At 67.6% G+C, this 23,926-nt stretch carries 15 protein-coding genes, 1 tRNA gene and 1 pseudogene; 9 read left to right on the forward strand and 8 right to left on the reverse strand.

Annotated elements, in window-relative coordinates; translation table 11 throughout:
- Positions 1-9 precede the first annotated feature (9 nt).
- From O9K63_RS09680 to O9K63_RS09700, 5 genes are all read left to right on the forward strand, one after another.
- Positions 10-567: a MarR family winged helix-turn-helix transcriptional regulator gene (locus O9K63_RS09680; RefSeq protein ID WP_277237408.1), complete on the forward strand. Its 558-nt coding sequence runs from the start codon at positions 10-12 to the stop codon at positions 565-567.
- 120 nt (positions 568-687) lie between these two features.
- Complete coding sequence (gene icmF / locus O9K63_RS09685; protein ID WP_277237410.1) at positions 688-3,948, forward strand: fused isobutyryl-CoA mutase/GTPase IcmF; 3,261 nt, start codon at positions 688-690, stop codon at positions 3,946-3,948.
- 57 nt (positions 3,949-4,005) lie between these two features.
- Positions 4,006-4,374: a YidH family protein gene (locus O9K63_RS09690; RefSeq protein WP_277237412.1), complete on the forward strand. Its 369-nt coding sequence runs from the start codon at positions 4,006-4,008 to the stop codon at positions 4,372-4,374.
- A 13-nt stretch (positions 4,375-4,387) separates the two neighbouring features.
- Positions 4,388-4,711: a DUF202 domain-containing protein gene (locus tag O9K63_RS09695; RefSeq protein WP_277237414.1), complete on the forward strand. Its 324-nt coding sequence runs from the start codon at positions 4,388-4,390 to the stop codon at positions 4,709-4,711.
- Between the two features lies 1 nt (position 4,712).
- Positions 4,713-5,471, forward strand: coding sequence for a helical backbone metal receptor (locus O9K63_RS09700; RefSeq protein ID WP_277237415.1), 759 nt, complete (start codon positions 4,713-4,715; stop codon positions 5,469-5,471).
- A 176-nt stretch (positions 5,472-5,647) separates the two neighbouring features.
- On the opposite strand, the gene O9K63_RS09705 is transcribed toward O9K63_RS09700, so the two are convergent.
- The 3 genes from O9K63_RS09705 to O9K63_RS09715 all read right to left on the reverse strand — a co-directional run bounded on the left by O9K63_RS09705 (position 5,648) and on the right by O9K63_RS09715 (position 10,343).
- Positions 5,648-7,390 carry a S8 family peptidase gene (locus O9K63_RS09705; protein WP_277237417.1) on the reverse strand — a complete coding sequence of 581 codons (1,743 nt, stop codon included), beginning with the start codon at positions 7,388-7,390 and terminating at the stop codon, positions 5,648-5,650.
- Between the two features lie 273 nt (positions 7,391-7,663).
- Positions 7,664-8,929 carry an acyl-CoA dehydrogenase family protein gene (locus O9K63_RS09710; RefSeq protein ID WP_277237419.1) on the reverse strand — a complete coding sequence of 422 codons (1,266 nt, stop codon included), beginning with the start codon at positions 8,927-8,929 and terminating at the stop codon, positions 7,664-7,666.
- 88 nt (positions 8,930-9,017) lie between these two features.
- Entirely contained in the window at positions 9,018-10,343 is a 1,326-nt protein-coding gene (locus O9K63_RS09715) for an acyl-CoA dehydrogenase family protein (protein WP_277237421.1), read from the reverse strand.
- A gap of 266 nt (positions 10,344-10,609) precedes the next feature.
- Here O9K63_RS09715 and O9K63_RS09720 point away from each other — a divergent pair, with 266 nt between their 5' ends.
- The 3 genes and pseudogenes from O9K63_RS09720 (at position 10,610) to O9K63_RS09730 (ending at position 16,949) form a co-directional block, all read left to right on the forward strand.
- The gene (locus O9K63_RS09720) at positions 10,610-12,451 is read left to right on the forward strand and encodes a phosphoenolpyruvate carboxykinase (GTP) (RefSeq protein ID WP_277237423.1); all 1,842 of its coding nucleotides are present in this window, start codon (positions 10,610-10,612) and stop codon (positions 12,449-12,451) included.
- 352 nt (positions 12,452-12,803) lie between these two features.
- Positions 12,804-15,164, forward strand: a complete 2,361-nt coding sequence (locus O9K63_RS09725; protein WP_277237432.1) for a hypothetical protein — start codon at positions 12,804-12,806, stop codon at positions 15,162-15,164.
- A gap of 479 nt (positions 15,165-15,643) precedes the next feature.
- Positions 15,644-16,949 (forward strand): annotated as a pseudogene (locus O9K63_RS09730) (ISL3 family transposase).
- Between the two features lie 176 nt (positions 16,950-17,125).
- Here O9K63_RS09730 and O9K63_RS09735 read toward each other — a convergent pair.
- Positions 17,126-17,198, reverse strand: a tRNA-Arg gene (locus O9K63_RS09735).
- A gap of 99 nt (positions 17,199-17,297) precedes the next feature.
- Here O9K63_RS09735 and O9K63_RS09740 point away from each other — a divergent pair.
- Positions 17,298-18,146, forward strand: a complete 849-nt coding sequence (locus tag O9K63_RS09740; protein ID WP_277237434.1) for a class I SAM-dependent methyltransferase — start codon at positions 17,298-17,300, stop codon at positions 18,144-18,146.
- Here the strand turns inward: O9K63_RS09740 and O9K63_RS09745 are convergent.
- From O9K63_RS09745 to O9K63_RS09760, 4 genes are read right to left on the reverse strand one after another with little or no spacing between them, the layout of a single operon-like run.
- Positions 18,133-18,963 carry an alpha/beta hydrolase gene (locus O9K63_RS09745; protein WP_277237435.1) on the reverse strand — a complete coding sequence of 277 codons (831 nt, stop codon included), beginning with the start codon at positions 18,961-18,963 and terminating at the stop codon, positions 18,133-18,135. The two genes, O9K63_RS09740 and O9K63_RS09745, sit on opposite strands and share 14 nt — an antisense overlap.
- Before the next feature lie 40 nt (positions 18,964-19,003).
- On the reverse strand, positions 19,004-21,199 hold the full coding sequence (locus O9K63_RS09750; protein ID WP_277237436.1) for a thiamine pyrophosphate-dependent enzyme: 2,196 nt from the start codon (positions 21,197-21,199) through the stop codon (positions 19,004-19,006).
- Positions 21,196-22,731 carry an L-piperidine-6-carboxylate dehydrogenase gene (gene amaB / locus O9K63_RS09755; protein ID WP_277237438.1) on the reverse strand — a complete coding sequence of 512 codons (1,536 nt, stop codon included), beginning with the start codon at positions 22,729-22,731 and terminating at the stop codon, positions 21,196-21,198. Before amaB ends, O9K63_RS09750 begins: the two co-directional genes overlap by 4 nt.
- Before the next feature lie 18 nt (positions 22,732-22,749).
- Positions 22,750-23,916 (reverse strand): NAD(P)/FAD-dependent oxidoreductase, encoded by a 1,167-nt coding sequence (locus O9K63_RS09760; protein ID WP_277237440.1) that lies wholly within the window; start codon positions 23,914-23,916, stop codon positions 22,750-22,752.
- Positions 23,917-23,926 lie beyond the last annotated feature (10 nt).

The raw sequence follows: 23,926 nt of genomic DNA on the forward strand, positions 1-23,926 counted from the left end.
GATCAAGGCATGACAGACCGTGACCCGATCGCCGAGGCGCACCAGCAGTGGGTGTCCCACGGCTGGGCGGACGCCGCGGACGGCATGGCCCTGGTCACCTCGATCACGCGGGCGCAGCAGCTGCTCGTCGAGCGGGTCGAGGACGTGCTGCGGCCGTACGGGCTGACCTTCGCGCGCTACGAGATCCTGCGCCTGCTCGCCTTCAGCCGCCGCCGGTCCATGGCGATGAGCCGGCTCGGGTCGCTGCTGCAGGTCCACGCGACGAGCGTCACCAGCGCCGTCGACCGCCTGGAGAAGCAGGGCCTCGTCGAGCGACTGCGCCTCGAGCGCGACCGGCGGGTCATCCTCGCCTCCCTCACGACGAAGGGGGTCGAGGTCGTCGAGGCGGCCACGGCCGACCTCAACGACAAGGTCTTCACCTCCCCCGGCCTCGACCCCGCCCAGGTGGGCGCCGCGACCGAGCTGCTCACCTCCCTTCGCTCCGCCCACGGGGACACCGTGAGCGCCCCACCCGGGACCGCGGTGGAGGGTCGGGCCAGAGAGGGCGCGGCCCGACTCAGGGAGTGAGGAACGAACGACCAAGGGCCGTGCGCTGTCGGGGCCGCCCCGACCGACCGGACTGGCCAGCAATTACTTGGATGTCCTAGTATCGGTGGGTACCGACTAACTCGATGACGAGGTTCCTCCATGTCTGCACCCGCCAAGCCCGAGCTGCACTCCCCGACCCACCCGGTCCGCTTCGTGACCGCGTCCGCTCTCTTCGACGGCCACGACGCCTCGATCAACATCATGCGGCGGATCATGCAGAGCCAGGGCGCCGAGGTGGTCCACCTCGGGCACAACCGCTCCGTCCAGGAGGTCGTCGACGCGGCGGTCGACGAGGACGTGCAGGGTGTCGCCGTCTCGTCCTACCAGGGCGGTCACGTGGAGTACTTCGAGTACCTCACCCAGCTGCTGCGTGAGCAGGGCGCCGGCCACGTCAAGGTCTTCGGCGGGGGCGGGGGCGTCATCGTCCCCGAGGAGATCCAGCGGCTGCGCGATGCCGGCGTGACGATCTTCTCCCCTGAGGACGGCCAGCGCCTCGGCCTGCCGGGCATGATCAACACCCTCATCGCCGACTGCGACACCAATGTGTGGCAGCTCGGTCCGACCACCCTCGACCAGGTCCTCGCGGGCGAGCGTGCCGCCGTGTCCCGGGCGATCTCCGGCGCCGAGCTCGGCGAGCTCGACGACTCCTTCATCGGCGGCATCACCAAGGCCGCGGAGAAGTCCACGGCTCCTGTCCTCGGCCTCACCGGCACCGGCGGCTCCGGCAAGTCCTCGCTGACCGACGAGCTGGTGCGCCGGTTCCGCGTGGACCAGGAGGACAAGCTGCGGGTCGCGGTCATCGCCGTCGACCCGACCCGGCGCAAGGGCGGCGGCGCGCTGCTCGGTGACCGGATCCGGATGAACTCACTCGGCGAGAGCTCCGCGGGCTCCTCGCCCGTGTTCTTCCGATCGCTCGCCACCCGCGGCGAGCGGGAGCTCCCCGATGCGCTGCAGACCGTCATCGACATCACCAAGGCCGCCGGCTACGACCTCGTCATCGTCGAGACCCCGGGCATCGGCCAGGGCGACGCCGCGATCATCCCCTATGTCGACGTGCCGATGTACGTCATGACGCCGGAGTTCGGCGCCGCCAGCCAGCTGGAGAAGATCGACATGCTCGACTTCGCCGAGGTCGTGGCGATCAACAAGTTCGAGCGCCGCGGCGCCGCGGACGCCCTGCGCGACGTCGCCCGCCAGTTGGTGCGCAACCGCGAGGCCTTCGGCGTCAAGCCCGAGGAGATGCCGGTCTACGGCACCTCCGCCGCGACCTTCAACGACGACGGCGTCACCGCCCTCTACCACCACCTGCGCGACCTCCTCGCCGAGAAGGGCCTGACCGTCGACGAGGGGCAGCTCGAGCGCGTCGACACGAAGTACTCCACCAAGTTCGGGCAGGTCGTCCCGGCCACCCGAGTGCGCTACCTCGCGGAGATCACCGAGACCGTCCGCGGCTACCACGAGCAGACCAAGCAGCTCGCCGACAACGCCCGCCGCGTGCAGCGCCTGGCCCTCGTCGACGACGAGCTGACCGCCGCCGGCAAGGACGGGCACGGTGTCGACGAGCTGCTCGACGAGGCCCGCGCGCAGATGCCGACGGAGATCACCGAGCAGATCGAGAACTGGCACACCGTCGTCGAGTCGTACTCCGGTGACGAGCAGGTCGTGACCATCCGCGGCAAGGAGCTGCACACCAAGCTGACCAAGGAGTCGCTCTCCGGCAACAAGATCTCCCGGGTCGCCCTGCCGAAGACCACCGACCACGGCGAGCTCGTCGCGTACTGGCGCTCGGAGAACCTCCCCGGGAAGTTCCCCTTCACCGCCGGCGTCTTCCCCTTCAAGCGGGACAACGAGGACCCGGCGCGCATGTTCGCCGGCGAGGGCGACCCCTTCCGCACCAACCGCCGCTTCAAGATGCTCTCCCAGGGGCAGCCGGCGACCCGCCTGTCCACCGCCTTCGACTCGGTGACCCTCTACGGACGCGACCCGGGCGAGCGGCCCGACATCTACGGCAAGGTCGGCACGTCCGGCGTCTCCGTCGCCACCCTCGACGACATGAAGGCGCTGTACTCCGGCTTCGACCTCGTCTCGCCGACGACGAGCGTGTCCATGACGATCAACGGGCCCGCCCCGACGGTCCTCGCCTTCTTCCTCAACACGGCGATGGACCAGCAGGTCGACCTCTTCCGTGAGCGCGAGGGCCGCGAGCCGTCGGCCGCGGAGGCCGAGGAGCTGCGCACCCACGCGCTGCAAACCGTCCGAGGCACCGTCCAGGCGGACATCCTCAAGGAGGACCAGGGCCAGAACACCTGCCTGTTCTCCACGGAGTTCTCGCTGCGGATGATGGCCGACATCCAGGAGTGGTTCATCGAGCAGGGGGTGCGCAACTTCTACTCGGTGAGCATCTCCGGCTACCACATCGCCGAGGCCGGGGCGAACCCCATCAGCCAGCTCGCGTTCACCCTCGCCAACGGCTTCACCTACGTCGAGGCCTACCTCGCGCGCGGGATGGACATCAACGACTTCGCGCCGAACCTGTCCTTCTTCTTCTCCTCCGGCATGGACCCGGAGTACTCGGTCCTCGGCCGGGTCGCCCGCCGCATCTGGGCGGTGGCGATGAAGGAGAAGTACGGCGCCAACGAGCGCAGCCAGAAGCTGAAGTACCACATCCAGACCTCGGGCCGCTCGCTGCACGCCCAGGAGATGGACTTCAACGACATCCGCACGACGCTGCAGGCCCTCAACGCGCTCTACGACAACGCCAACAGCCTGCACACCAATGCCTACGACGAGGCCGTGACGACCCCGTCGACGGAGTCGGTGCGCCGCGCCCTGGCCATCCAGCTGATCATCAGCCGCGAGTGGGGCCTGTCCTACAACGAGAACCCGCTGCAGGGCAGCTACATCATCGACGAGCTGACCGAGCTGGTCGAGGAGGCCGTGCTCCTGGAGTTCGACCGGATCAGCGACCGGGGCGGCGTCCTCGGGGCCATGGAGACGGGGTACCAGCGCGGCCGGATCCAGGACGAGTCCCTCGTCTACGAGCACGGCAAGCACGACGGCTCGGTCCCGATCGTCGGCGTCAACACCTTCCTCCGCGCGGACGGCGAGAAGGGGGAGCCCGAGGAGATCGAGCTCGCCCGCGCCACCGAGAAGGAGAAGGTCTCGCAGCTGGAGCGCGTGCACTCCTTCCAGGAGACCCACCGCGACGAGGCGGCCGAGGCGATCGAGCGCCTGAAGGAGGCGGCCACGAGCGACGCGAACGTCTTCGCCGTCCTCATGGACGCCGCTCGGGTCTGCAGCCTGCAGCAGGTGACCGAGGCCTTCTTCGAGGTGGGTGGGCAGTACCGTCGCAACGTGTGACCCCCGGCGGTCGGGACACGGGTGGCCGTGTCCCCCGCCGTGGGTAGCGTGGACACCGTGAGTACCCCCAAGCGCTGGCCCGCGGCGGTCTACGGCGAGGGCGAGGAGCCCGACTACCGCTTCTCGCTGGCCAACGAGCGCACCTTCCTCGCCTGGCTGCGCACGACCCTGGCACTCATCGCCGCCGGGGTGGCCGTGAGCGTGCTCGAGCTCGGCGTGCCCGAGGACATCGCCCGGGGCCTCGCGGCGCTCCTGCTGGGTCTCGGTGTGATCAGTCCCGCGGCGGCCTTCCTCCGGTGGGCGTCGACCGAGCGCGCGCTGCGCCACGACGCCCCGCTGCCGTCGATGGGGGGACTGGCCGTCGCGCTCACCGGCGTGGTGCTGGTGGCCGCCGCCGTCATCGCAGTCGTCGTCGTGCGGGCCTGAGCCGGCGGGAGTCATGAGCGAGTTCGCCACCGCCTCCCCCCGCGGCGCCCAGCCCGAGCGCACCGCCCTCTCGTGGCAGCGCACCGCACTGGCGAGCGCCGCCGGGGCGGCGATCATCGCCCGCCACTCCGCCGACACCCTCGGGCTCGTCGCACTCCCCCTCCTGCTGGGGACGCTCGGCCTGACCGCCGCCGCCTTCGTCCTCGGGCGGCGCCGGTACGACCCCGACCTCGGGCTGCGCGCCCGCCGACGGGACGGTCGCGCCCCCTTCGCCCTGAGCATGGCCGTCGTCGCCCTCGCCCTGACCGAACTGCTCGCCCTGACCCTCGGAGGTTGAGATGCCCACCGACGACCTCGGAACCACCCTCGAGCCCGCACGCCCCCCGCAGCGGGTCGTCTCCCTCGTCCCGAGCCTGACCGAGGCGCTCGCCGCCTCCTGCCCGGAGGTGCTCGTCGGCGCCACCGACTGGTGCACCCACCCCGGCGACCTCGACGTCCCCCGCGTGCGCGGGACGAAGAACCCGAACCTCAGGGCCATCGCCGACCTCTCCCCGGACCTCGTCGTGGCCAACAAGGAGGAGAACCGCGAGCTCGACGTCCGGCGCATGCGCGATCGCGGGATCCCCGTCTGGGTCACCGACATCGAGGACGTGCCCTCGGCGCTGGCGTCGATGCGGCGGCTCTTCTTCGAGGCCCTGCAGCAGCCCGTCCCCGACTGGCTCGACCGCGCCGAGGAGCTGTGGGGTGGGCCGGAACCCGCGTCCCGCGGGATGGTCGCCGTGCCGATCTGGCGGGACCCGTGGATGGTCGTCGGGCCCCGGACCTACACCACCGACCTGCTCTCCCGGCTCGGCTGGAGCAACGCCTTCGCCGGCCCGGACGCCGACCCGGAGAAGCGGTACCCGCACGTCGGGGTCGAGCAGATCGACCGCTCCGACATCGATCTCGTCCTCCTGCCGGACGAGCCGTACGAGTTCACGGCGCAGGACGGCCCGGAGGCATTCGCCACGGCGCCGACCCGGCTCATCAGCGGCCGACTGCTCACCTGGTACGGCCCGGCGATGGTCGAGGCGTACGAGGCGCTCGCCGTGGAGTAGCGGCCCGTGGTTTCGAGGCGTCAGCCGCGGACGGCTTCCGCACCTCAACCACCCAGAGGACGGAGTGGTTTCGAGGCGTCAGCCGCGGACGGCTTCCGCACCTCAACCACCGAGGGACGGCGAAGGGGGTCGGTCACCGTGCGGTGACCGACCCCCCCGTGGTGTGTGCTGGTACCTCAGCGACCGCTGACGGCGGCCTCGGCATCGACGATGCCGTCACCGTAGAAGCCGTTGAAGTCCTCGTCACCGACGCACTCGGCGTTGTACCCGGAGGGGATCGGCGCCGGGTAGTCGTAGAGACGCGGCTCCGGGCAGGCCTTGTCACGCGCGGAGTCCATGAGGATCTCCTTGGTCGTGTCGGCGTCGAGACCGAATCCGGTGTGGCCGTTGTTCTTGCCGTGCGCGGAGACGATCAGCGCGGAGACACCGGCCGCGTGCGGCGAGGCCATCGAGGTGCCCTGGTAGTACTCGTAGTACCCGCACTCCTCCTGACCCTTGATGACGGCGCAGTCCTTGAGGACCCAGCCCTCGCCGTACTCGGTGATGTTGCCGTCCTCGTCGACCGAGCCCTCGGCCTTGACGACCTCCTCGGGGACGGAGGAGAGCACCATGCTCTCCGGGTTCGGCCCGCTGGCGTTCGGGTAGTCGTAGGCGTCACCGCCCGGGGCGCTGACCTCGATCTCGCCCGAGTCCACGTCCGTCGTGTAGTTGGAGTAGTACGCCTTGCGCTCGCTCGGGCCGACCGACGAGACACCGATGACGTGCTCGTTCTCGACCGGGAGGTCCATGCAGCTCGCGTTGTCGAGGGTGCGCGGGTGCTCGTTGCCGGCCGGGTAGTTCGGGCTGGAGGTGTCCGTGCCCGGGTTCGCCAGGTCGGTCGCCGCGTTGCCGAGCGCACCGACGAGGGTGACCTCCTTGGAGTTCGCGTACCGCAGCGCACGGGACATCGACTCGATGATCATGTCCTGCTGGGCCGCCTCCTCCGGGCTGTCCTCCGGCGCACCGCCCTCGCAGTAGTAGGCCCACGGGTCGACGTAGAAGCTCATGTTGACCACATCGATGCCCGCGTCGGCGGAGTAGGTCAGCGCGTTGACCGTCGGCCCGACGAAGAAGTAGCCCGCGTCCTGACCGGCACGCACGTTGACGAGCGACACGTCGGGAGCGACGCCGGAGACGCCGATGCCGTTCTTGGCCGCGGCCACGCTGCCGGCGACGTGGGTGCCGTGGCCGCCCTGGTCCACGTCGGCGGGGTCGACGCAGGACTCGACCTCGCACGCCCCGTCGATGGCCGGGATGTCGGTGGTGAAGTTGCGCGAGAGCTTGTGGTTGAAGTTCGGCGCGATGTCCGGGTGGCTCGCGTCGACACCGGTGTCCATGATCCCGACCGTCACGCGCTTGTCACCGGACTCGACCTTGTGTGCGGCGCCCGCGTTGATCATGTCCATGCCCCACAGCTTCGAGTCCAGGGGGTCGGCGGCACGGTTCTTGCTCTTGCCCTTGGGGCCGGTGGCGACCGGCGGGGCCGTGGGCGGCTTGCCCTTCAGCCGCGGGCGCTCGACCTCGTCCTGGTCCTTCTTCGGCTTGTCCGGGGAGCGCCCGACGACGCCCTCGGTCGCGGCGCCGAAGACGCCCTTCATCGACCGTGCCTGCTCGGCGAAGACAGCCGAGCTCGAGGTCACGATGACCATGCCGACCTGCTCGTTGACCGAGACGACCTTCGCGCCCTGGGCCTCGAGACGCTCGGCGAGCGCTGCGGCGTCACCACCGCGCTCGGCAAGGACGACGTAGCTGGACTGCTTCCCGCTGGCGGAGTCGGTTGCCGTCTGTGCCGGTGCCGCGGTGGCGCTGGTTGTCGCGGTCAGCCCGGTCACACCGAGCGCGAGCGCGCCCAGGACCGAGACCATGCGCTGGTGTCGCATGCAATTCCTCCCGATGGTGATTGACGGCTGTTGCGCCGCCCTTGAGCACCTTATGGCGCGGCTCACACATCTGGGGGCAAGAGCGGGTCAGGACTTCTTGTGGTGTCGCAGTACCGATCCGCAGGATGTGCGGGCTTCGCGGGTGCCGACCGGCTGATCCTGCGGGCAGGCCACCGTCGCGGCGAGTTGCGACACCCCGGGCACCGACCTCCACGACGCACCACGCCCCCTTCGTGCGATGACGAAGGGGGCGTGGCGGCCAGCCGGTCCGGCCTACTTCAGCTCCTTGCTGGAGTAGTTCAGGATGCGGCGGGCGATGACGAGCAGCTGGATCTGCTGAGTGCCCTCGAAGATGTCGAGGATCTTGGAGTCGCGGGCCCACTTCTCGAGCAGCTCGGTCTCGGCGTACCCGGTGGCGCCGGCGAGCTCGACGCAGGCGAGGGAGACGTCGACGCAGGTGCGCCCTGCCTTCGCCTTGGCCATCGAGGCCTCCATCGAGTTCGGCTTGCCGTTGTCGGCCATCCACGCGGCGCGCAGGGTGAGCAGGTAGGCGCTCTGGTAGTCCGCCTCCATCTCGATGAGCTTGGCCGCGGCCGCGGACTGGACGTTGGCCGGCCGGTCCTGGTCGACGACGACACCGGCCTCGGCCAGCAGCTCCGTCGTCCTGTCGAGCGAGGCGCGGGTGAGCCCCAGGGCCATCGCCGCGACGAGCGGACGGGTGTTGTCGAAGGTCTGCATCGCACCACCGAAGCCACCCTCGATCCGCACCTCCGGGTCGCCGAGGAGGTCCTCGGCGGGGACGCGGCAGTCGTCGAGGACGAAGGCTGCGGTGTCGGAGGCGCGGATGCCGAGCTTGTGCTCCAGGCGCACCAGCTGCAGGCCGGGGTTGTCGCGTCGGACGACGAAGGACTTGATGGCCTGCTTGCCCAGGCTGCGGTCGAGGGTCGCCCAGACGACGACGAGCTCAGCGCGCTCGCCGGAGGTGACGAAGATCTTCTCGCCGTTGAGGACGTAGTGGTCGCCGTCCTTGGTCGCCGTGGTGCGGATGGCGCCGGAGTCGGACCCGGTGTCCGGCTCCGTGATCGCCATGGCGGCCCACTTGCCGGCGTACCGCGCCTTCTGCTCGTCGTTCGCGACGGCGGCGATGGCGGCATTGCCCAGTCCCTGGCGCGGGATGGACAGGGTCAGGCCGACGTCCCCGCGGCAGGTCTCCAGGATGGAGAGCACCGAGGAGAGGTTGGAGCCGTTCTTGTTCTCCTTCTCCCCCTTCGCGCTCTTGCGGCCGGAGCCGACGGCGGCGACGTCACCCTCCTCGGCGCCGTCGTCCTTGGCGCGGGTGGTGTTGGACGCGCCGGCGCCCTGGCCGGCTCCTCCATCGGCCATGCCGTCGATGACGGCCGAGACGAGGTCGAGCTCGGCGGGGTACTCGTGCTCGGCCCGGTCGTACTTGCGCGAGATCGGCCGGAAGACCTCCTCGGCCATGCCGCGGGCCTGGGAGACGAGCGGGCGGAACTTCTTCGGAACCTCGAGATCGATCATGTGTCGTGTCCTTCGTGTCGGATCTGTGGCTTCGAGGCTCGGCCGTGGGCGGCCTCGCACCTCAGCCAGCGAGTGGTAAGGGGGCCGCTCAGACGAGCAGCGTGCCCTCGAGGACTCCGGCGCCCCGCAGGTCGCGGTACCAGCGCTCGTTGTCGAACTCCTTGACGAAGCCGTGGCCGCCGAGCAGCTGGACGCCGCTCGAACCGATCCACGTGGCGTGCCGTGCGACGAGGCTGCGGGCCTGGGCGATCTCGGCGCCCGCGTCCTCGCCGCGGTCGAGGCGGGAGGCGGCCTTCCACACGACCAGGCGCAGCCCGGCGAGCTCGATGGCGATGTCGGAGACGGTGAAGGCGACGGCCTGGCGGTAACCGATCGGCTCGCCGAAGGCCTTGCGCTCCTTCACGTACTCGCTGACCTGGTCGAGGACGGCCTGGGAGGTGCCGACGGCTGCTGCAGCCCAGGCGAGCCGGGCGCGCCGGACGGCGTCCCGGTGGTCCTGGGCGGTCCCGAGCAGGTCGCTCTCGTGCACGCGCACACCCTCGAGGTGCAGGCGGGCGGTCCGCGCTGCGCGCACCCCCATGGCGGGGGCGTCCTCGACCTGCAGGCCCTCGAGGCCGGAGGTGACGATGACCAGGCGGGACTCGCCCTCGATCTCGGCGGAGACGATGAAGAGCTCGGCCTGCTCGGCGCCCGGCACGAGTGCCTTGACGCCGTCGAGGACGATCTCACCACCCTCGCGCCGACCCGTGGTCCGCAGGGCGAAGGGGTCGAAGAGCACCTGCGGCTCCTGGAGGGCCAGGGCGGCGACCGGTGGGTTGTCGCCGGTGAACTCGCTCAGGTAGGTGGCCTGCTGCTCCGCGCTGCCGTAGCTGGCGAGCGCGGTGGCGACGGCCGAGCGGGCCATGATCGCGGTGGCGATGCCCATGTCCCCACGGGCCAGCTCCTCGAGGACGAGGGCGCCGGTCACGGCGGAGCGCTCCTCGGCGATGCCCTCGAGCTCGGCCGGGACACCGATGAGGTGCAGACCCATGTCGGCGGCGGCCGCGCGGACCTCGTCCGGGACGGTGCGCTCGGCATCGGCGGCGGCCGCGGCGGGGCGCACGACCTCCTCGGCGAGCTCACGCGCCACCCCCTGGATCATCTGCTGGTCCTCGGTGGGCGTGAGGTCGAAGGTCTTCCTCGGCTTCGTCGGGGCCGGGCGAGCCGGGTCCCCGGAGGCCTTCTTCTTCGCGAACGTGCGACCGGCCGCGGTCTGCGCCTTGAAGCCGGTCACGGCACCCTTGTACAGGTACTTCTCGACGCGGGCCCGCACGTCCTTGTCCTTCAGGCCGGGCAGGGCCCCGGCCTTGGCGATGAGACGCAGGCCGATGCGCTGGCCCTTGTCGGCCAAGGTCAACGTGTCGCTGGAAGCCATGGACTACCCCTTCGTGGACGGCAAGGCAAAAGTGTTCGGTACAGACAGTACCTGCTACAGCAAGTATCGTATACCGGTGAGTCACTACGAGTGCGGGTGATCCGCGGCACAGACGGCGTCGGCATTGATTCCCGAGCGCCCGGGTGATCTCACGCACACGGGGCCAGTCGCACCCGGCCCGATCCCTTCTACTGGCGGTAACCTGCCCGCAGCGGGAGCCCGAGAGGGAGCACCCGACACCAGAGCACGTGAGAGGGATACAGAGCATGGTCGACGTCGACGCCGCGCTGGATGCGTCAGGCCTCACTAACGAGGCGGTCCGCGAGTACGTGAAGCACTGGGCGGAGATCACCCAGCCGGATCGGATCGAGGTGATCGGCACCGAGGACGACGATCGACTCATCCAGGAGTGCCTCGACTCCGGCGAGTTCCTCCCCGCCGGCGAAGGTCGCTACTACTCCCGCTCCTACTCCAAGGACACCGCCCGCTCCGAGGAGCGCACCATCGTCGCGACCAACGACGAGAAGGACAAGGGCGTCTACAACAACTGGCGCCCCGCCTCCGAGATGAAGGAGAAGCTGACCGAGCTGATGCGCGGTCAGTCCAAGGGCAAGACCATGTACGTGCTGCCCTACCTGATGTCGCCGCGGAACAATGAGCTGGCCCAGTGGGCCACGGGCGTCGAGCTCACCGACAGCCGGCCGGTCGTGCTGCACATGATGCGCATGTCCCGGGTGGGCGTGGAGCACGTCAACGACCTGCCGCAGCAGGACAACTTCGTGCGCGCCGTGCACGTCACCGGCGACCTGGAGAACCTCGGCCAGGGCACCGCGGACGACAAGCGCTACTTCGTCACCGTCGCCGACGAGCGGATGATCCTGCACTTCGGCTCCTCCTACGGCGGCAACGCCCTCCTCGGCAAGATCGCCCACGGCCTGCGCCAGGGCGCCTACGACGGCTGGGCCACCAAGAAGTTCCTCGCCGAGCAGTACATGCTCATCGGCATCACCGACAAGGAGACCGGCAAGCGATACCACATCACTGGTGGCTTCCCGAGCGCCTCGGGCAAGACCAACCTCGCGATGATGCTGCCGCCGGACGCGATGGGTGACCGGTACCAGGTCGACTTCTACGGCGACGACATCGCGTGGCTGTGGGTCGACGAGAAGACCGGCAAGCTCATGGGGATGAACCCGGAGTACGGCGTCTTCGGTGTCGCCAAGGACACCAACGAGAAGACGAACCCGACGGCGCTGCGGTCCACCGACCCGGGCACGAAGGTCATCTTCACCAACGTCGCCTACAACCCGAAGCTCCAGGAGGTCTGGTGGGAGGGCCGCACGCCCGAGCCGCCGGCCGACGTGGACGGGTGGCTGGACTGGAAGGGCGAGCCGATCGCCGACCGCGAGCCGGGCGACGACTCCCCCTGGGCACACCCGAACAGCCGCTTCACCACGACGCTGGCCAACGTGCCGAACGCCGCTCCGGACTTCGACGAACCGGCCGGCGTGCCGATCGACGCGATCATCTTCGGTGGCCGCACGCGTGACCGCGAGCCGCTGATCCGTGCGATCGAGGACGTCGCCGAGGGCGTGTACGACGGCCTGACGCTGGGCGCGGAGGCGACCTTCGCCGCCGAGGGCGTCGAGGGTCAGCTGCGCTACGACCCGATGTCGAACCGGCCGTTCATGGCCTACGGCGAAGGTGACTACGCGCAGCACTACCTCGACATCCTCAGCCAGGTGAAGGACAAGCCGCTCTTCGCGCACGTCAACTGGTTCCAGCGCGACCCGGAGGACGGGCACTACGTGTGGCCCGGCTTCCGTGAGAACCTGCGCCCGCTGCTGTGGCTCATGCGCCTGAAGGACGGCGAGGTCACCGGCCGCCGGACGGCCGTCGGCATCCTCCCGACCGAGGACGAGCTGGACCTCGAGGGGCTCGACCTGCCGCAGGCCGACCTCGACCGGATCCTGTCCATCGACGTGCCGCGCTGGCAGCAGGAGATGGGCTTCCGCGAGGAGCACCTCAAGCAGTTCGACCGGCTGCCGGAGGAGATCTGGCAGGCCCACCGCCGGGTCGCCAAGGCCCTGGACAACGAGCAGGCCTGATCCGCAGCACGAGGCCCCGCTCCCCTGAGGAAGGGGGGCGGGGCCTCTTCGTGGTCACGCGCACCAGAAGGCGACTACTCCGACTGCTGTCGAGAGTTGACGACCGCACTTCCGTCGATTGAACGCAATTCGCGACGTCAAGGCGGAGGGCGGAGGGGGCCAGGCCTTTACACTCTGAGGAACGTCGAAGCCACCACATATACTGCGAACAGTTTAGCCTTTCGACCAACGACCCCAACTTCGCGCCGACAGAGCAGTCCATCACGCCGAGCCGCCAAGGACATACGCAACTTTCCACTAATAGTTCACGCACAGTCAATCAGCAATCCTGGAGTGCAGATGGGTGAGAGCCATGAACGACTTTGACCACGAGGATCAAGCAGAAAGCACCCCTCTGCCCCTGCTCCAGTTCAGCGGCATAGTGCACTTGCTTCAAGACTGCATAGTTCGAGATAACTACCGAGTCCCGCATTCTCTCGTCGCGCCAATCGCACTCTCGCAGGCCGGCAACGACCTGTTGGACGTCTTTCTGTCAAGGAACAGAAAGTTTCGCCCCAACGAGGCAAAGTTGGCCATCGCCCTTGAATTTGGCGGTGGCGATAAGGTATTCGTTGCTCATGACACGGATGTGACCTCGCTTCGAACCGCTATCGGAGCTGAAATTCTTTCTGGGCGCATCCAGTTTCCCTACATTTTTGGGAGAACTCTGCACGATAAAGTCGTGGAAGAATTCCCGGGAAAGGCGCACCTCAACCTAAAGGAGACGTTGACAGCGCTCAAGGGGCAATATTTCGGCGTGTTTCAGTACTCAGACACCGTCGTGGGGCCGTTCGGCTGCTTTCAGTCGCGTCAAGCACGCTCCCTTTCATCACCTCCCCGATTTCCCGGATACCTCTGCCCAGACGAGCGGTGCCGCAAGGTCCATTGGACGCGACTATCAAGCTCGAACTCCTCTCAGATCGTTCGAGCCCGCGCCGAGGTTGCGCGACTTATCACTAGTCGCGGAACCAACCATTCGATGTCGCCTGCAAAATTTAGAGAGGATCTTGCTGTCCATCTAGGCCGATTCGATCCGGAAGACGCCAGTGGCCTGATTGACCTTGCAACGGACAGTCTTTCCAATAGCGAGCTTCAACACGTCGTCTCGAACTGCATTCGGTTCCACCTATCCGAGCAAGGGGGCCGCTCCACATTGCAGCGCACCTTCTCAATAGTCGTTGGCGATCCGGATCTAACAACTCAGGGCCTCGATGAGGCTCAGCTCGTTTCTCTTCTTCTCTACTTCAGGGATCGAGAAATAATCCGCGCCATCGACTTTTCTGTAGAGAACGGGGATATCGAGTTGGCCTCCGGGGAAATTCGGGAAGCTCGTGTCCAACGGTTTCCCACGCAGCCAGGAGCCACCGCACAGATCGGGGAACTTGGTTTCCGCATGGCCACGTCGGGGACTAGGCCCTCAAGCGCCCCACATAGACTCGCAAACATGTTTCGCTGTGTCGCAGAGACAGTCGGGGTGGATATCAGTGAGATCGCGTACGGACTGGAACTTCCCGAAGATGCTACCGTGGAAGACGTTGCTTCCTTCGCCTACACCAAAGCTGAAGACCCAAAGGTAATCGATCGCGGACTGCTTTCGACTAGGGCTTCCGCCAGCGCCTCCAGTGATCACCTCGGACTGACCCAACAGCCAGCCTCCAGGGAGGAAATGCAAAGAAGAATTCGTTGGCGTCTAGGCTTCAGTCAAGAAAACTCTCCGAACCGAGCCATAGGAAAATCTCGGTTGACCCTTCGTCAGCTTGACGATTTGGTTTCTGGCGATGGCGATGAAGATGCAATCAGGGGAGCGATCGCCAACTGTTTTGTGGCAATGGAAGAACTCCTGCTAACTTCCCTAAAATTCTCGACATGGGCACTCACGGTTGACCATTATCTAGAAACGCCGCCCTTTGGGTATCTTCCACATGCTGAATCCTTCAATCTTGACGAGTTTCTCGATGTTACAGGAAAAAACGGATCGGCACCGATCTGGAGTCGTCAGGGGAAACCTACTCTGTCTGAGCTTGGCACCGCTTACGGTCGCCTCTCAAAAAAATTGCGTAATCTCAAGGCAGAGGATCATCGGCGACCTACGTCCCAATTTCCTGGCAACGCAACTCACGCCGGAAGGCCCTTCTATTTCCCTCATTTTAGGCCCTTCCTGAATCTCGACCAGAAAGGTCGAGATAAAGTATCAGAGGCACTCCACACGGCAGCGCGCATCGCTTCGCTTCCTGAAGTATTGGGAGTCCGCAATTCCGGCCTCCACGGGAACAACCCCTTTCCAGAATATGGGCAACTCGCGCAGTGCATCGAAGCGCTCACGGAACTACTCCGCACTCTTGATGAGTCCGGCCTCTCTCCGAAAGCATTCGCTCGGCGCGGCTCGTCGTCCGATAGCATGGGGAGGAAGAACCTAGACTTCGACGGCAAAAGCACGACCACCGTAGTCCCGGTAGGAACTTGGACCTCTGCCGCTAAACTGCCCAGCGACAGACAGCAGCTCGTCATTCTGCCGTGGGCAACAATGGGAGAAGTCGGCCCCCTGCGCTTCGCGATCCTTCCCCACCGAGGCTCCGAGTCGTTCTGGGAAGGCTGGCCAACGAAGATCGAGTCAACTGAGGCTTTCGAGGGGCATATCTCAAACATGGAGGACGAGTCCGATTTAGCTAGCTAGTCACCTCTCGGAGTGCCGAACCTGCCCGGAGGCTGGCATCTGGTTGGATCCGACTCCATTTCGGCTTGGCCCCAGGGTCGCGACCGGTATGAGTGGACGGCGTCCCCGAGGTGTACCAGCTGCAGTTTGACCGGATGCCCGATGAGAACCGGTATGCCCACTATCTGGTCACCACGAACCTAGCGTCCGAGCAGGCCCGATCCGCCGCCGACACCACGAGGCCCTGCACCCCTGACGACGAGGGCAGGGCCTCGTCGTCGTCGCGTGCGGGGTCTAAGTATTTCGGTGAGTCAGGAGCCTCGTGATACCTCGGCCGGGCAGCGTGCACTGGGAGACCTCTAACGAGCGTTGCGACGGCTGCGGTTTCGTGGCTCTTCACAGATGAGGGTGTGGAAGTCGGCGGCGCGTCGGTGCCGAGGTAGGCGTCGGGGCCTTCCGAAGATGGAGGTTCTCACGCCACCCATCTGGAAGACCTCGACGTGCCTGACGCTACCTTCACCAGTCCTGACCTGACGACCTTCACTCGTCTGGACGAGCTCGGGTTGGAGGTGACCGGGCAGCGCCTCGAACCCGACCGCGCGGTGCTGGCCTGCCGCGTGCTCGAACCCGACGCGTGGTGCCGCCGATGCGGTTGCGAAGGCGTCCCTCGCGACACCGTCGTCCGCGAGCTGGCGCACGAACCGCTGGGCTGGCGACCGACCACGCTGGCGGTGACCGTCTGCCGCTACCAGTGCACCGGATGCGGCCACGTCTGGCGCCAGGACACCACTGCAGCGGCTGAACCAAGGGCGAAGCTCTCCCGCCGCGGGCTGCGGTGGGCCCTGACCGGGATCGTCTGCCAACACCTGTCCATCGCCCGCGTCGCCGCCGGGCTCGGGGTCGCCTGGAACACCGCCAACGACGCCGTCCTGGCCGAGGGCAAGCCAGTCCTGATCGACGATGTCGGCCAGTTCGACGGCGTCGCGGTCGTCGGCGTCGACGAGCACGTCTGGAGGCACACCCGCCACGGCGACAAGTACGTCACCGTCATCATCGACCTCACCCCGATCCGCGACGGCAGCGGCCCGGCACGACTGCTGGACATGATCGAGGGCTGCTCCAAGGCAGCGTTCAAGGACTGGCTCGCCGAGCGTTCCGACGCGTGGCGTGAGCAGGTCGAGGTGGTGTCCCTGGACGGCTTCGCCGGGTTCAAGTCCGCCACCAGCGAGGAACTGCCGGAGCCGACCGTGGTCATGGATCCTTTCCACGTCGTGCACCTGGGCGGTGACGCCTTCGACTCCTGTCGTCGTCGCATCCAGCAAGCCACCCGCGGTCACCGGGGCCGCAAGGGCGATCCGCTCTATCGCGCCCGGCGCGCGCTGCACACCGGAACGAGTCTGCTGACCGAGAGACAGGCCGCACGCCTGGATGACCTCTTCGCCGACGAGAAGCGCCTTCCGGTCGAAGTCACAAGGGACATCTATCAGCGCATGATCGCCGCCTACCGCGCATCCGATCGCGCCCACGGGCGGAAGGTCATGAGCGAGCTGATCGCCTCCCTGGCCCGTGGCGTCCCCGACAGCCTGAGTGAGGTCGTCACCCTGGGCCGTACCCTCAACCGGCGCGCCGTCGACGTACTCGCCTACTTCGACCGGCCCGGCACGAGCAATGGCCCCACAGAGGCGATCAACGGCCGACTGGAGCACCTGCGCGGCCTCGCGCTGGGCTTCCGAAATCACCAACTACATCGCTCGGTCCCTGCTCGAAGCCGGCGGATTCAGACCCCAACCACACCCTCGTTTGTGAAGAGCCGGTTTCGTCCGCCCGTGCTGCGAGGGCGCCCCCTGCCCGATCCCGTGAGCCGGTGGGCCAGCGCCTCGCGGCCGCCCAACCGCTCGGCGCCCCACTGCCGGACCGGCAGAACAAAACAGCCCGACCGCGTTTTCGCTGGTCGGGCTGTTCGTTTCTGTCTCAACACAGAGCGCGCCCGTAGGGATTCGAACCCCAAACCTTCTGATCCGTAGTCAGATGCTCTATCCGTTGAGCTACGGGCGCTCGCTGCCGAACTCGGCCGGCAACACGGATGGACAATACCGGCTCGGGTGCCGAGGACGAAATCGAGCCCTCCCGGGCGTCGGACGGCATACTCAGACGGTGGACGACTACCTGGCGATCAACCGCGCGAACTGGGACGACCGGACCGCGATCCACGTCGACTCCCCCGAGTACGACCTCGCCCGCTACCGCAGCGACCCGCAGGCCATCAGCGACGTCGTTAGCTTCGACCGGCCCCGCCTCGGCGACCTCGACGGCCTGCGGGCCGTGCACCTGCAGTGCCACATCGGCACCGACACGCTCTCCCTGCACCGCCTCGGCGCGCAGGTCATCGGTGTCGACCTCTCCCCCGCCGCGGTGACCGCCGCACGCGAGCTGGCCCGGGAGACCGGCGCGGAGATCGACTACGTCGTCTCCGACGTCTACGGGGCACCCGAGGCGCTGGCCGGGGTCGCCCCCTTCGACCTCGTGTACACGGGCATCGGCGCCCTGAACTGGCTGCCGGACATCGATCGGTGGGCTGGCGTCGTGGTGGACCTCCTGCGGCCCGGCGGCCGCCTGCACCTGCGGGAGGGTCACCCGATGCTGTGGAGCCTCGACGACCCGCGCGAGGACCGCCTGCTGGCCGTGGAGTACCCGTACTTCCAGACCGAGGCCCCGATGGTCTGGGACGAGGCCTCGACCTACGTAAGCACGGGCGAAGGGAGTGGCGCCCGAATCGGGGCGACCATCACCCACGAGTGGAACCACGGCTTGGGTGAGATCGTCACGGCGCTGCTCGACCACGGCATGCGCATCACCGGACTCGAGGAGCACGACAGCGTCCCCTACCTCGCGCTGGGCGACCAGATGGAGCCGCACCCGGACCACCCCGGCGAGTTCCGTCTCACCGAGCGTCGCGAGCGCCTGGCCGCGAGCTACACCCTGCAGGCGGTCAAGGAGCACTGACGCCCACGTGGGCGTCGGCCAATCGGACGAGTGCCTCGACAACGGGGCGCCCGAACATCTGCGGGTCGTTGTGTCCCACCCTGTCGAGGGCCACCACCTCCTCGAGGCGCCCCGCGGTGTCGGCGACCCGGGCACTCTGCTCGGCCGGCACGATCTCGTCGTCGGTGCCGTACACGATCGTGGTCGGCACGTCGCTCGAGGTCACGTACGTCTCCACCGGGAACCGGTCGCGCATGAGCAGCCCCACGGGCAGGAAGGGGTAATGGTGTGAACCGACGTCGACGAAGCTGGTGAACGGCGAGCGCAGCAGCATCCCGGCAGGTGGCCGGTCCGCCTGCAGGCGCGCGACGACGCCCGTACCGATGGACTCGCCGAGATAGAGCGTCCGCCCGGGCGCGAAGCCCTCGCTACGCAACACCTCCACAGCAGCCGTGGCGTCCTTGGCGAGTCCCTCCTCCGAGGGGTTCCCGGGGTTGCCCCCGTAGCCGCGGTAGTCCATGAGGAGGACGGTGAACCCTTCGTCCACGAGCGCCCGTCCGATACCGATACGCCCGCCGCGGTTGCCGCCGTTGCCGGGTGCGTAGAGGACGGCCACCTCGCGGTCGGCGACACCCGCCCCGGGCTCGACGAGCCAAGCGGTCAGCTCCAGGTCGTCACTCGTCGTGAACGTCACCTCCCGCACGTCGTCGGGCGCGGTGACCGGGGAAGAGTCGGGGACGAAGACGAGCGAGCGCTGGAAGGCCCACGCCGCGCCGACGAGCACGGCGAGCACACCGACGACCAGCGCCGCAGCGATGCCCACTCGCCTGACCCACATGGTTCCATCGTTCCATCTCACCGGGGTCGCGGACGTGCAGTCAGCCGTTTCCTAGGAGGTCGCGGGCCGCGGCCTCGACGGTCTCCTCGGAGAGCAGCACCGTCAGAGCGGCGTCGCCCAGCGGGATGAAGCTGTCGTCGCTGGTCACCCGAGCGATACGCCCGTCGAAGCGGCCGTCGACCAACGCCGTGACGACACCCTCCGACACCCCACCGGTTCGCCGGGTCTCGTCCACGACGAGGACACGACCCGTCTCGTTCGCTTCCCGCAGGATGTCCTCCACCGGCAACGGGCGGAGCCACCGCAGGTCGACGACCCGGACGTGGATGTCCTCGGCCGCCAACGTGGCGGCGACCCGCAACGACATGTGCAGCCCGTTCCCGAACGTCACGATCGTCAGGTCATCGCCCTGACCGTAAGTACGGGCACGCCCCAGCACCGCTTCTTCCGAGGCACCGGGGGTCGGGTACGCAGCAGCCCACTCACCGTCACCCGGTTCGTAGAGGTCTGTGGTGTGGTATAGCGCGATCGGTTCCAGGAAGACACTCGTCGCGCCGTCCGTCCGCGCTGCCATCAGACAGGTCCGCATCATTGCTGCCGCGTCATCCGGCCGGGATGGTGAGGCCACCACAAGACCGGGGATGTCGAGCAGCACCCCGAGCGCGTTGTCGTTGTGGAAGTGACCACCAAATCCCTTCTGGTAGCCGTACCCGGCGACCCGGACGACCATCGGGTTGGTGTACTGGCCCTCCGAGAAGAAGGGCAATGTCGCGGCTTCGCCGCGCAGTTGGTCCTCTGCATTGTGGAGATAGGCCAGGTACTGGATCTCCGGCACGGGCAGGAGGCCGGAGACACCGGCCCCGAGCGCCACCCCGAGGATGGACTGCTCGTCGAGCACGGTGTCGAAGACGCGCGCAGGACCGAGGCGTCGCTGCAGGGTGCGGGTGACACCGTAGACACCCCCCTTGCGGGCGACATCCTCTCCGAAAACCAGCAACCCCGGATCCGAGACAGCCCCGTCCAGTAGGGCCCGGTTGACGGCCTGCGCCACCGTCAACGGCCCCTCGTCCTCGGGTAGCCGCTTGCCGAAGACCACCAGACGGGCATCACGCTCCACGGGACGTCCCGCCGCTGCGGCCACCGTGTCCGGGTCCGGCCATGCCAGGGGCGTCATCACCTCCGCCGCGGAGGACAGCTTCGGCAGGGCGATGACTTCCTCCGCGGTGGTCCTGACCTCCTGTCGCACGGACTCGTACCACTGGACCACATCCTCGGCCGAGAGCGTTCCAGCGGACACCAGCAACCGGGCCGTCGCCAACAACGGGTCCCGGTCCAGATCGTCGGCGATCTCAGCCGGACGTCGGTACGCCGACTCCACGTCCGAGCCGGCGTGACCCATCAGGCGAACGGTCCCCAGATGCAGGAATGCAGGCTTGCGCTGAGTCCGGACGTAGTGCGCCGCCTCCCGTGACACCCGGAGCGCCTCGGCCAGATCACACCCGTCAGCCTCGAAGTAGGCCAACCCCGGACGCTGCCCGAATGCCGTCTCGATCCAGCCCTTCGGAGTCTGCACGCTGATCCCGATGCCGTTGTCCTCGCACACGAAGAGCAGTGGCATGGGCAGTCCTTGGTACGACGCCTGGATCGCCGCGTTGATCGCTCCGACTGCCGTGGAGTGGTTGGCCGACGCGTCACCGAAACTGCAGACCACCACGGAGTCCTCCGGCCAGGAGCACTCGACGCCGAGCTTGCTCGCCCTGGCCAACGAGAACGCCACTCCCATCGCCCGGGGTAGGTGGGACGCGATCGTCGAGGTCTGCGGGATCACAGCCAGGTCGTGGTGCCCGAAGACCTTGTGCCTCCCTCCCGAGATCGGCTCGGAGGCAGCACCGACCAGTCCGAGCAAGACGTCGCGGACGGCATCGTGGTCGGGCACCTGGGTCGCCCGATGGACGTAGAAGCCTCCGGAGCGGTAATGCAGCAGGGCCGGATCCGTGGGACGCAGAGCAGCAGCCACGGCCGCGTTCCCCTCGTGCCCCGACGAGCCGATCGTGTAGAAGCCCTCTCCCCGGCCGCGCAGCCAGCGCGCCGCCAGGTCGAGGTGCCGACTGCGCAGCTGCGATTCGAAGAGTCCCAGCGCCTCCCGGGGGGCCAACCACTCGGGCAGGCCGGCCCCCGGCTCACTGACGAGGGACCTCGCCCCGTCAGTGAAGGAGGTGTCGATCGGTTCGCTCATACCGAGAAGTCGACCCCTTGGGCCAGCGGGAGCTCCCCCGAGTAGTTGATCGTGTTGGTGGCACGGCGCATGTATCCCCGCCACGCATCGAAGCCCGACTCGCGGCCGCCGCCGGTCTCCTTCTCTCCCCCAAAGGCACCGCCGATCTCGGCACCGGACGTGCCGATGTTGATGTTGACGATGCCGCAGTCCGACCCTTCGGAGGAGAGGTAGATCTCGCTCTCGGCCTGGTCCTGCGTGAACAGCGCCGACGACAGCCCCTGCGGGACATCGTTGTTCAGCGCGATCGCGTCCGCGAACTCCTCGTAGTCCAGAACGTAGAGGACGGGGGCGAAGGTTTCCTGCGTGACGACTTCACTCTGCTCCGGCATCCGTACCACCGCCGGCCGCACATAGTAGGCATCCGTCGCCTCATCGGCGAGAACCCGCTCGCCACCGACGACGATCTTGCCTCCCGCTGCCTGCGCCTTCTCCAGCGCGGCCTGCATCGCGGCATACGCATCGCCGTGGACCAGCGGCCCGACCAAGGTGCCGTGCGCCAGCGGGTCCCCGATCGGCAGACGCTCGTATGCCTCGACAAGTCGCTCTGTCAGTTCCTCGACGATCGAGGAATGGGCGATGACCCGGCGCATGGTGGTGCACCGCTGTCCCGCGGTACCCGCTGCAGCGAAGACGATGCCACGCAGGGTCAAGTCCAAGTCCGCGGTCGGTGACACGATCGCGGCGTTGTTTCCACCGAGTTCGAGCAGCGACCGACCGAACCGGTTGGCGACGCGCGGCCCTACGGCCCGGCCCATGCGAGTCGATCCCGTGGCACTGACCATCGCGACACCGGAGTTGTCGACAAGCGACTCGCCGATTTCCGGCCCGCCGACCACCACCTGGCTGACGTCAGCGGGCGCACCCGACTCCTCGAGCGCGCGCGACAGCAGTGCTGCCGATGCCCATGCGCACAGCGGCGCCTGCTCCGACGGTTTCCAGATGACGGTGTCACCGCATACAAGTGCGACGGCGGTGTTCCACGACCAGACCGCCACCGGGAAGTTGAAGGCGCTGATCACCCCGACCACCCCAAGCGGGTGCCACGTCTCCATCAGGCGGTGTCCCGGACGCTCGGAGACCGAGGTACTGCCGTAGAGCTGCCGCGACAGGCCCACGGCGAAGTCGCAGATATCGATCATCTCCTGCACCTCACCCAGCGCTTCCGAGGTGATCTTGCCGACCTCAAGACTCACGAGCGTCCCGAGGTCCTCCTTGTGCTCCGTCAGCAGCTCGCCGAACCGCTTGATGACGGCACCGCGCTGGGGTGCTGGGACCTTGCGCCACTGCAGAAAGGCCTGGTGCGAGCGACGAACCGCCTCGTCGACGTCGTCCGTCGTTCCCCACCGGATCCCTCCGAGGGACTCGCCGTTGATGGGAGAACGGTGCGGCCGGTCACCGGCAATACGCTCCGGGTCGACGCCGCAGCGCTTCGCGGCATCATGTGCTTGCTGCTGCAAGGACTCCGCCGTCGGGATCTGGTTGCGGGACATGGTGATTGCTCCTTCGAATCAGACGATGTTGAGTTCAGGTCGAATATCTGCACCGTTGAATCTCTCGAGATCCAACGCACTGACGTCGATGATCGGGTCACGCTCGAGATACAGGTCGCGCATGACCTCTCCGACCGCGGGCCCCATGAGGAAACCGTGACCGGAGAACCCACACGCATAGAGGAAGCCCGGGACCGTCCTGGAGCGGCCGATGAGCGCGTTGTGGTCGGGAGTCATCTCGTAGAGACCTGCCCACCCGCTCTGGATGCCGATGTCGGTGACGGCTGGAACCCGTCGGTCCATGGCCTCGGCCAAGGAGGGGAGCCAGCCGCTGTCCCGGCTGGTGTCGAAGCTCCACGAGTCCTTGTCCTCCGACATCCCGATGAGCAGGCCGGGCCCCTCGTTGTGGAAGTAGAGGCTCGACGAGAAGTCGATGGTGAAGGGAGTGTCCGGAGCGAGGTCGGGGACGGCCTCGGTGATCAGGATCTGTCGTCGCAGTGGCTCCACGGGCAAGGAGACCCCCGCCCAGGCCCCGACGTCCTTCGCCCACGGGCCGGCAGCACAGATGACCGAAGAGGTCGCTATTGCCCCGGCCGACGTGTGCACCTTCCGGATCTCCTGACCCTCGGTGGAGATTCCGGTCGCCGCAACACCGGTCACAATGGTCACTCCGGCTGCTCGTGCACGCCGCGCATACCCCTGCACCACGGACTCCGGGGTGCAGTGACCCGCTCGTGGCGACCAGAGGGCTGCCCGCACTCCAGCCGTGTCGATCAGCGGAGACAGCCTCTGCGCCTCCTCGGCCGAGATCATCCGGCTGTCCACTCCCATCGCCTGCTGGAGCTCGGCGTTGCGGGTGAACGTCTCGACGTGGTCGTCGTTGTCCAGCAGGAAGAGGTACCCCACCTGGTGCAGGTCGATGGACTGGTCGAACTCCTGCTCGAAACGTTCGAAGGTGTCCAGACTGTACCTACCCAGAGCGATGTTGATCTCGTCGGAGAAGACGGCACGGATGCCGCCCGCGGCCCGAGCGGTCGAGCCCTCACCGAGGGTGTCCTTCTCCACGAGGACCACGCGCTCCACACCTGCACTCGCGAGGTGGTACGCGGTGCTCACGCCCATCACTCCACCGCCGATGATCACGACGTCCGCTTCCGCGGGGAGCGTGTTCTTCCGATTGTTCACGGGGTTCCTC

It is taken from the genome of Janibacter cremeus (assembly GCF_029395675.1).
GTDB lineage: Bacteria > Actinomycetota > Actinomycetes > Actinomycetales > Dermatophilaceae > Janibacter > Janibacter cremeus_A.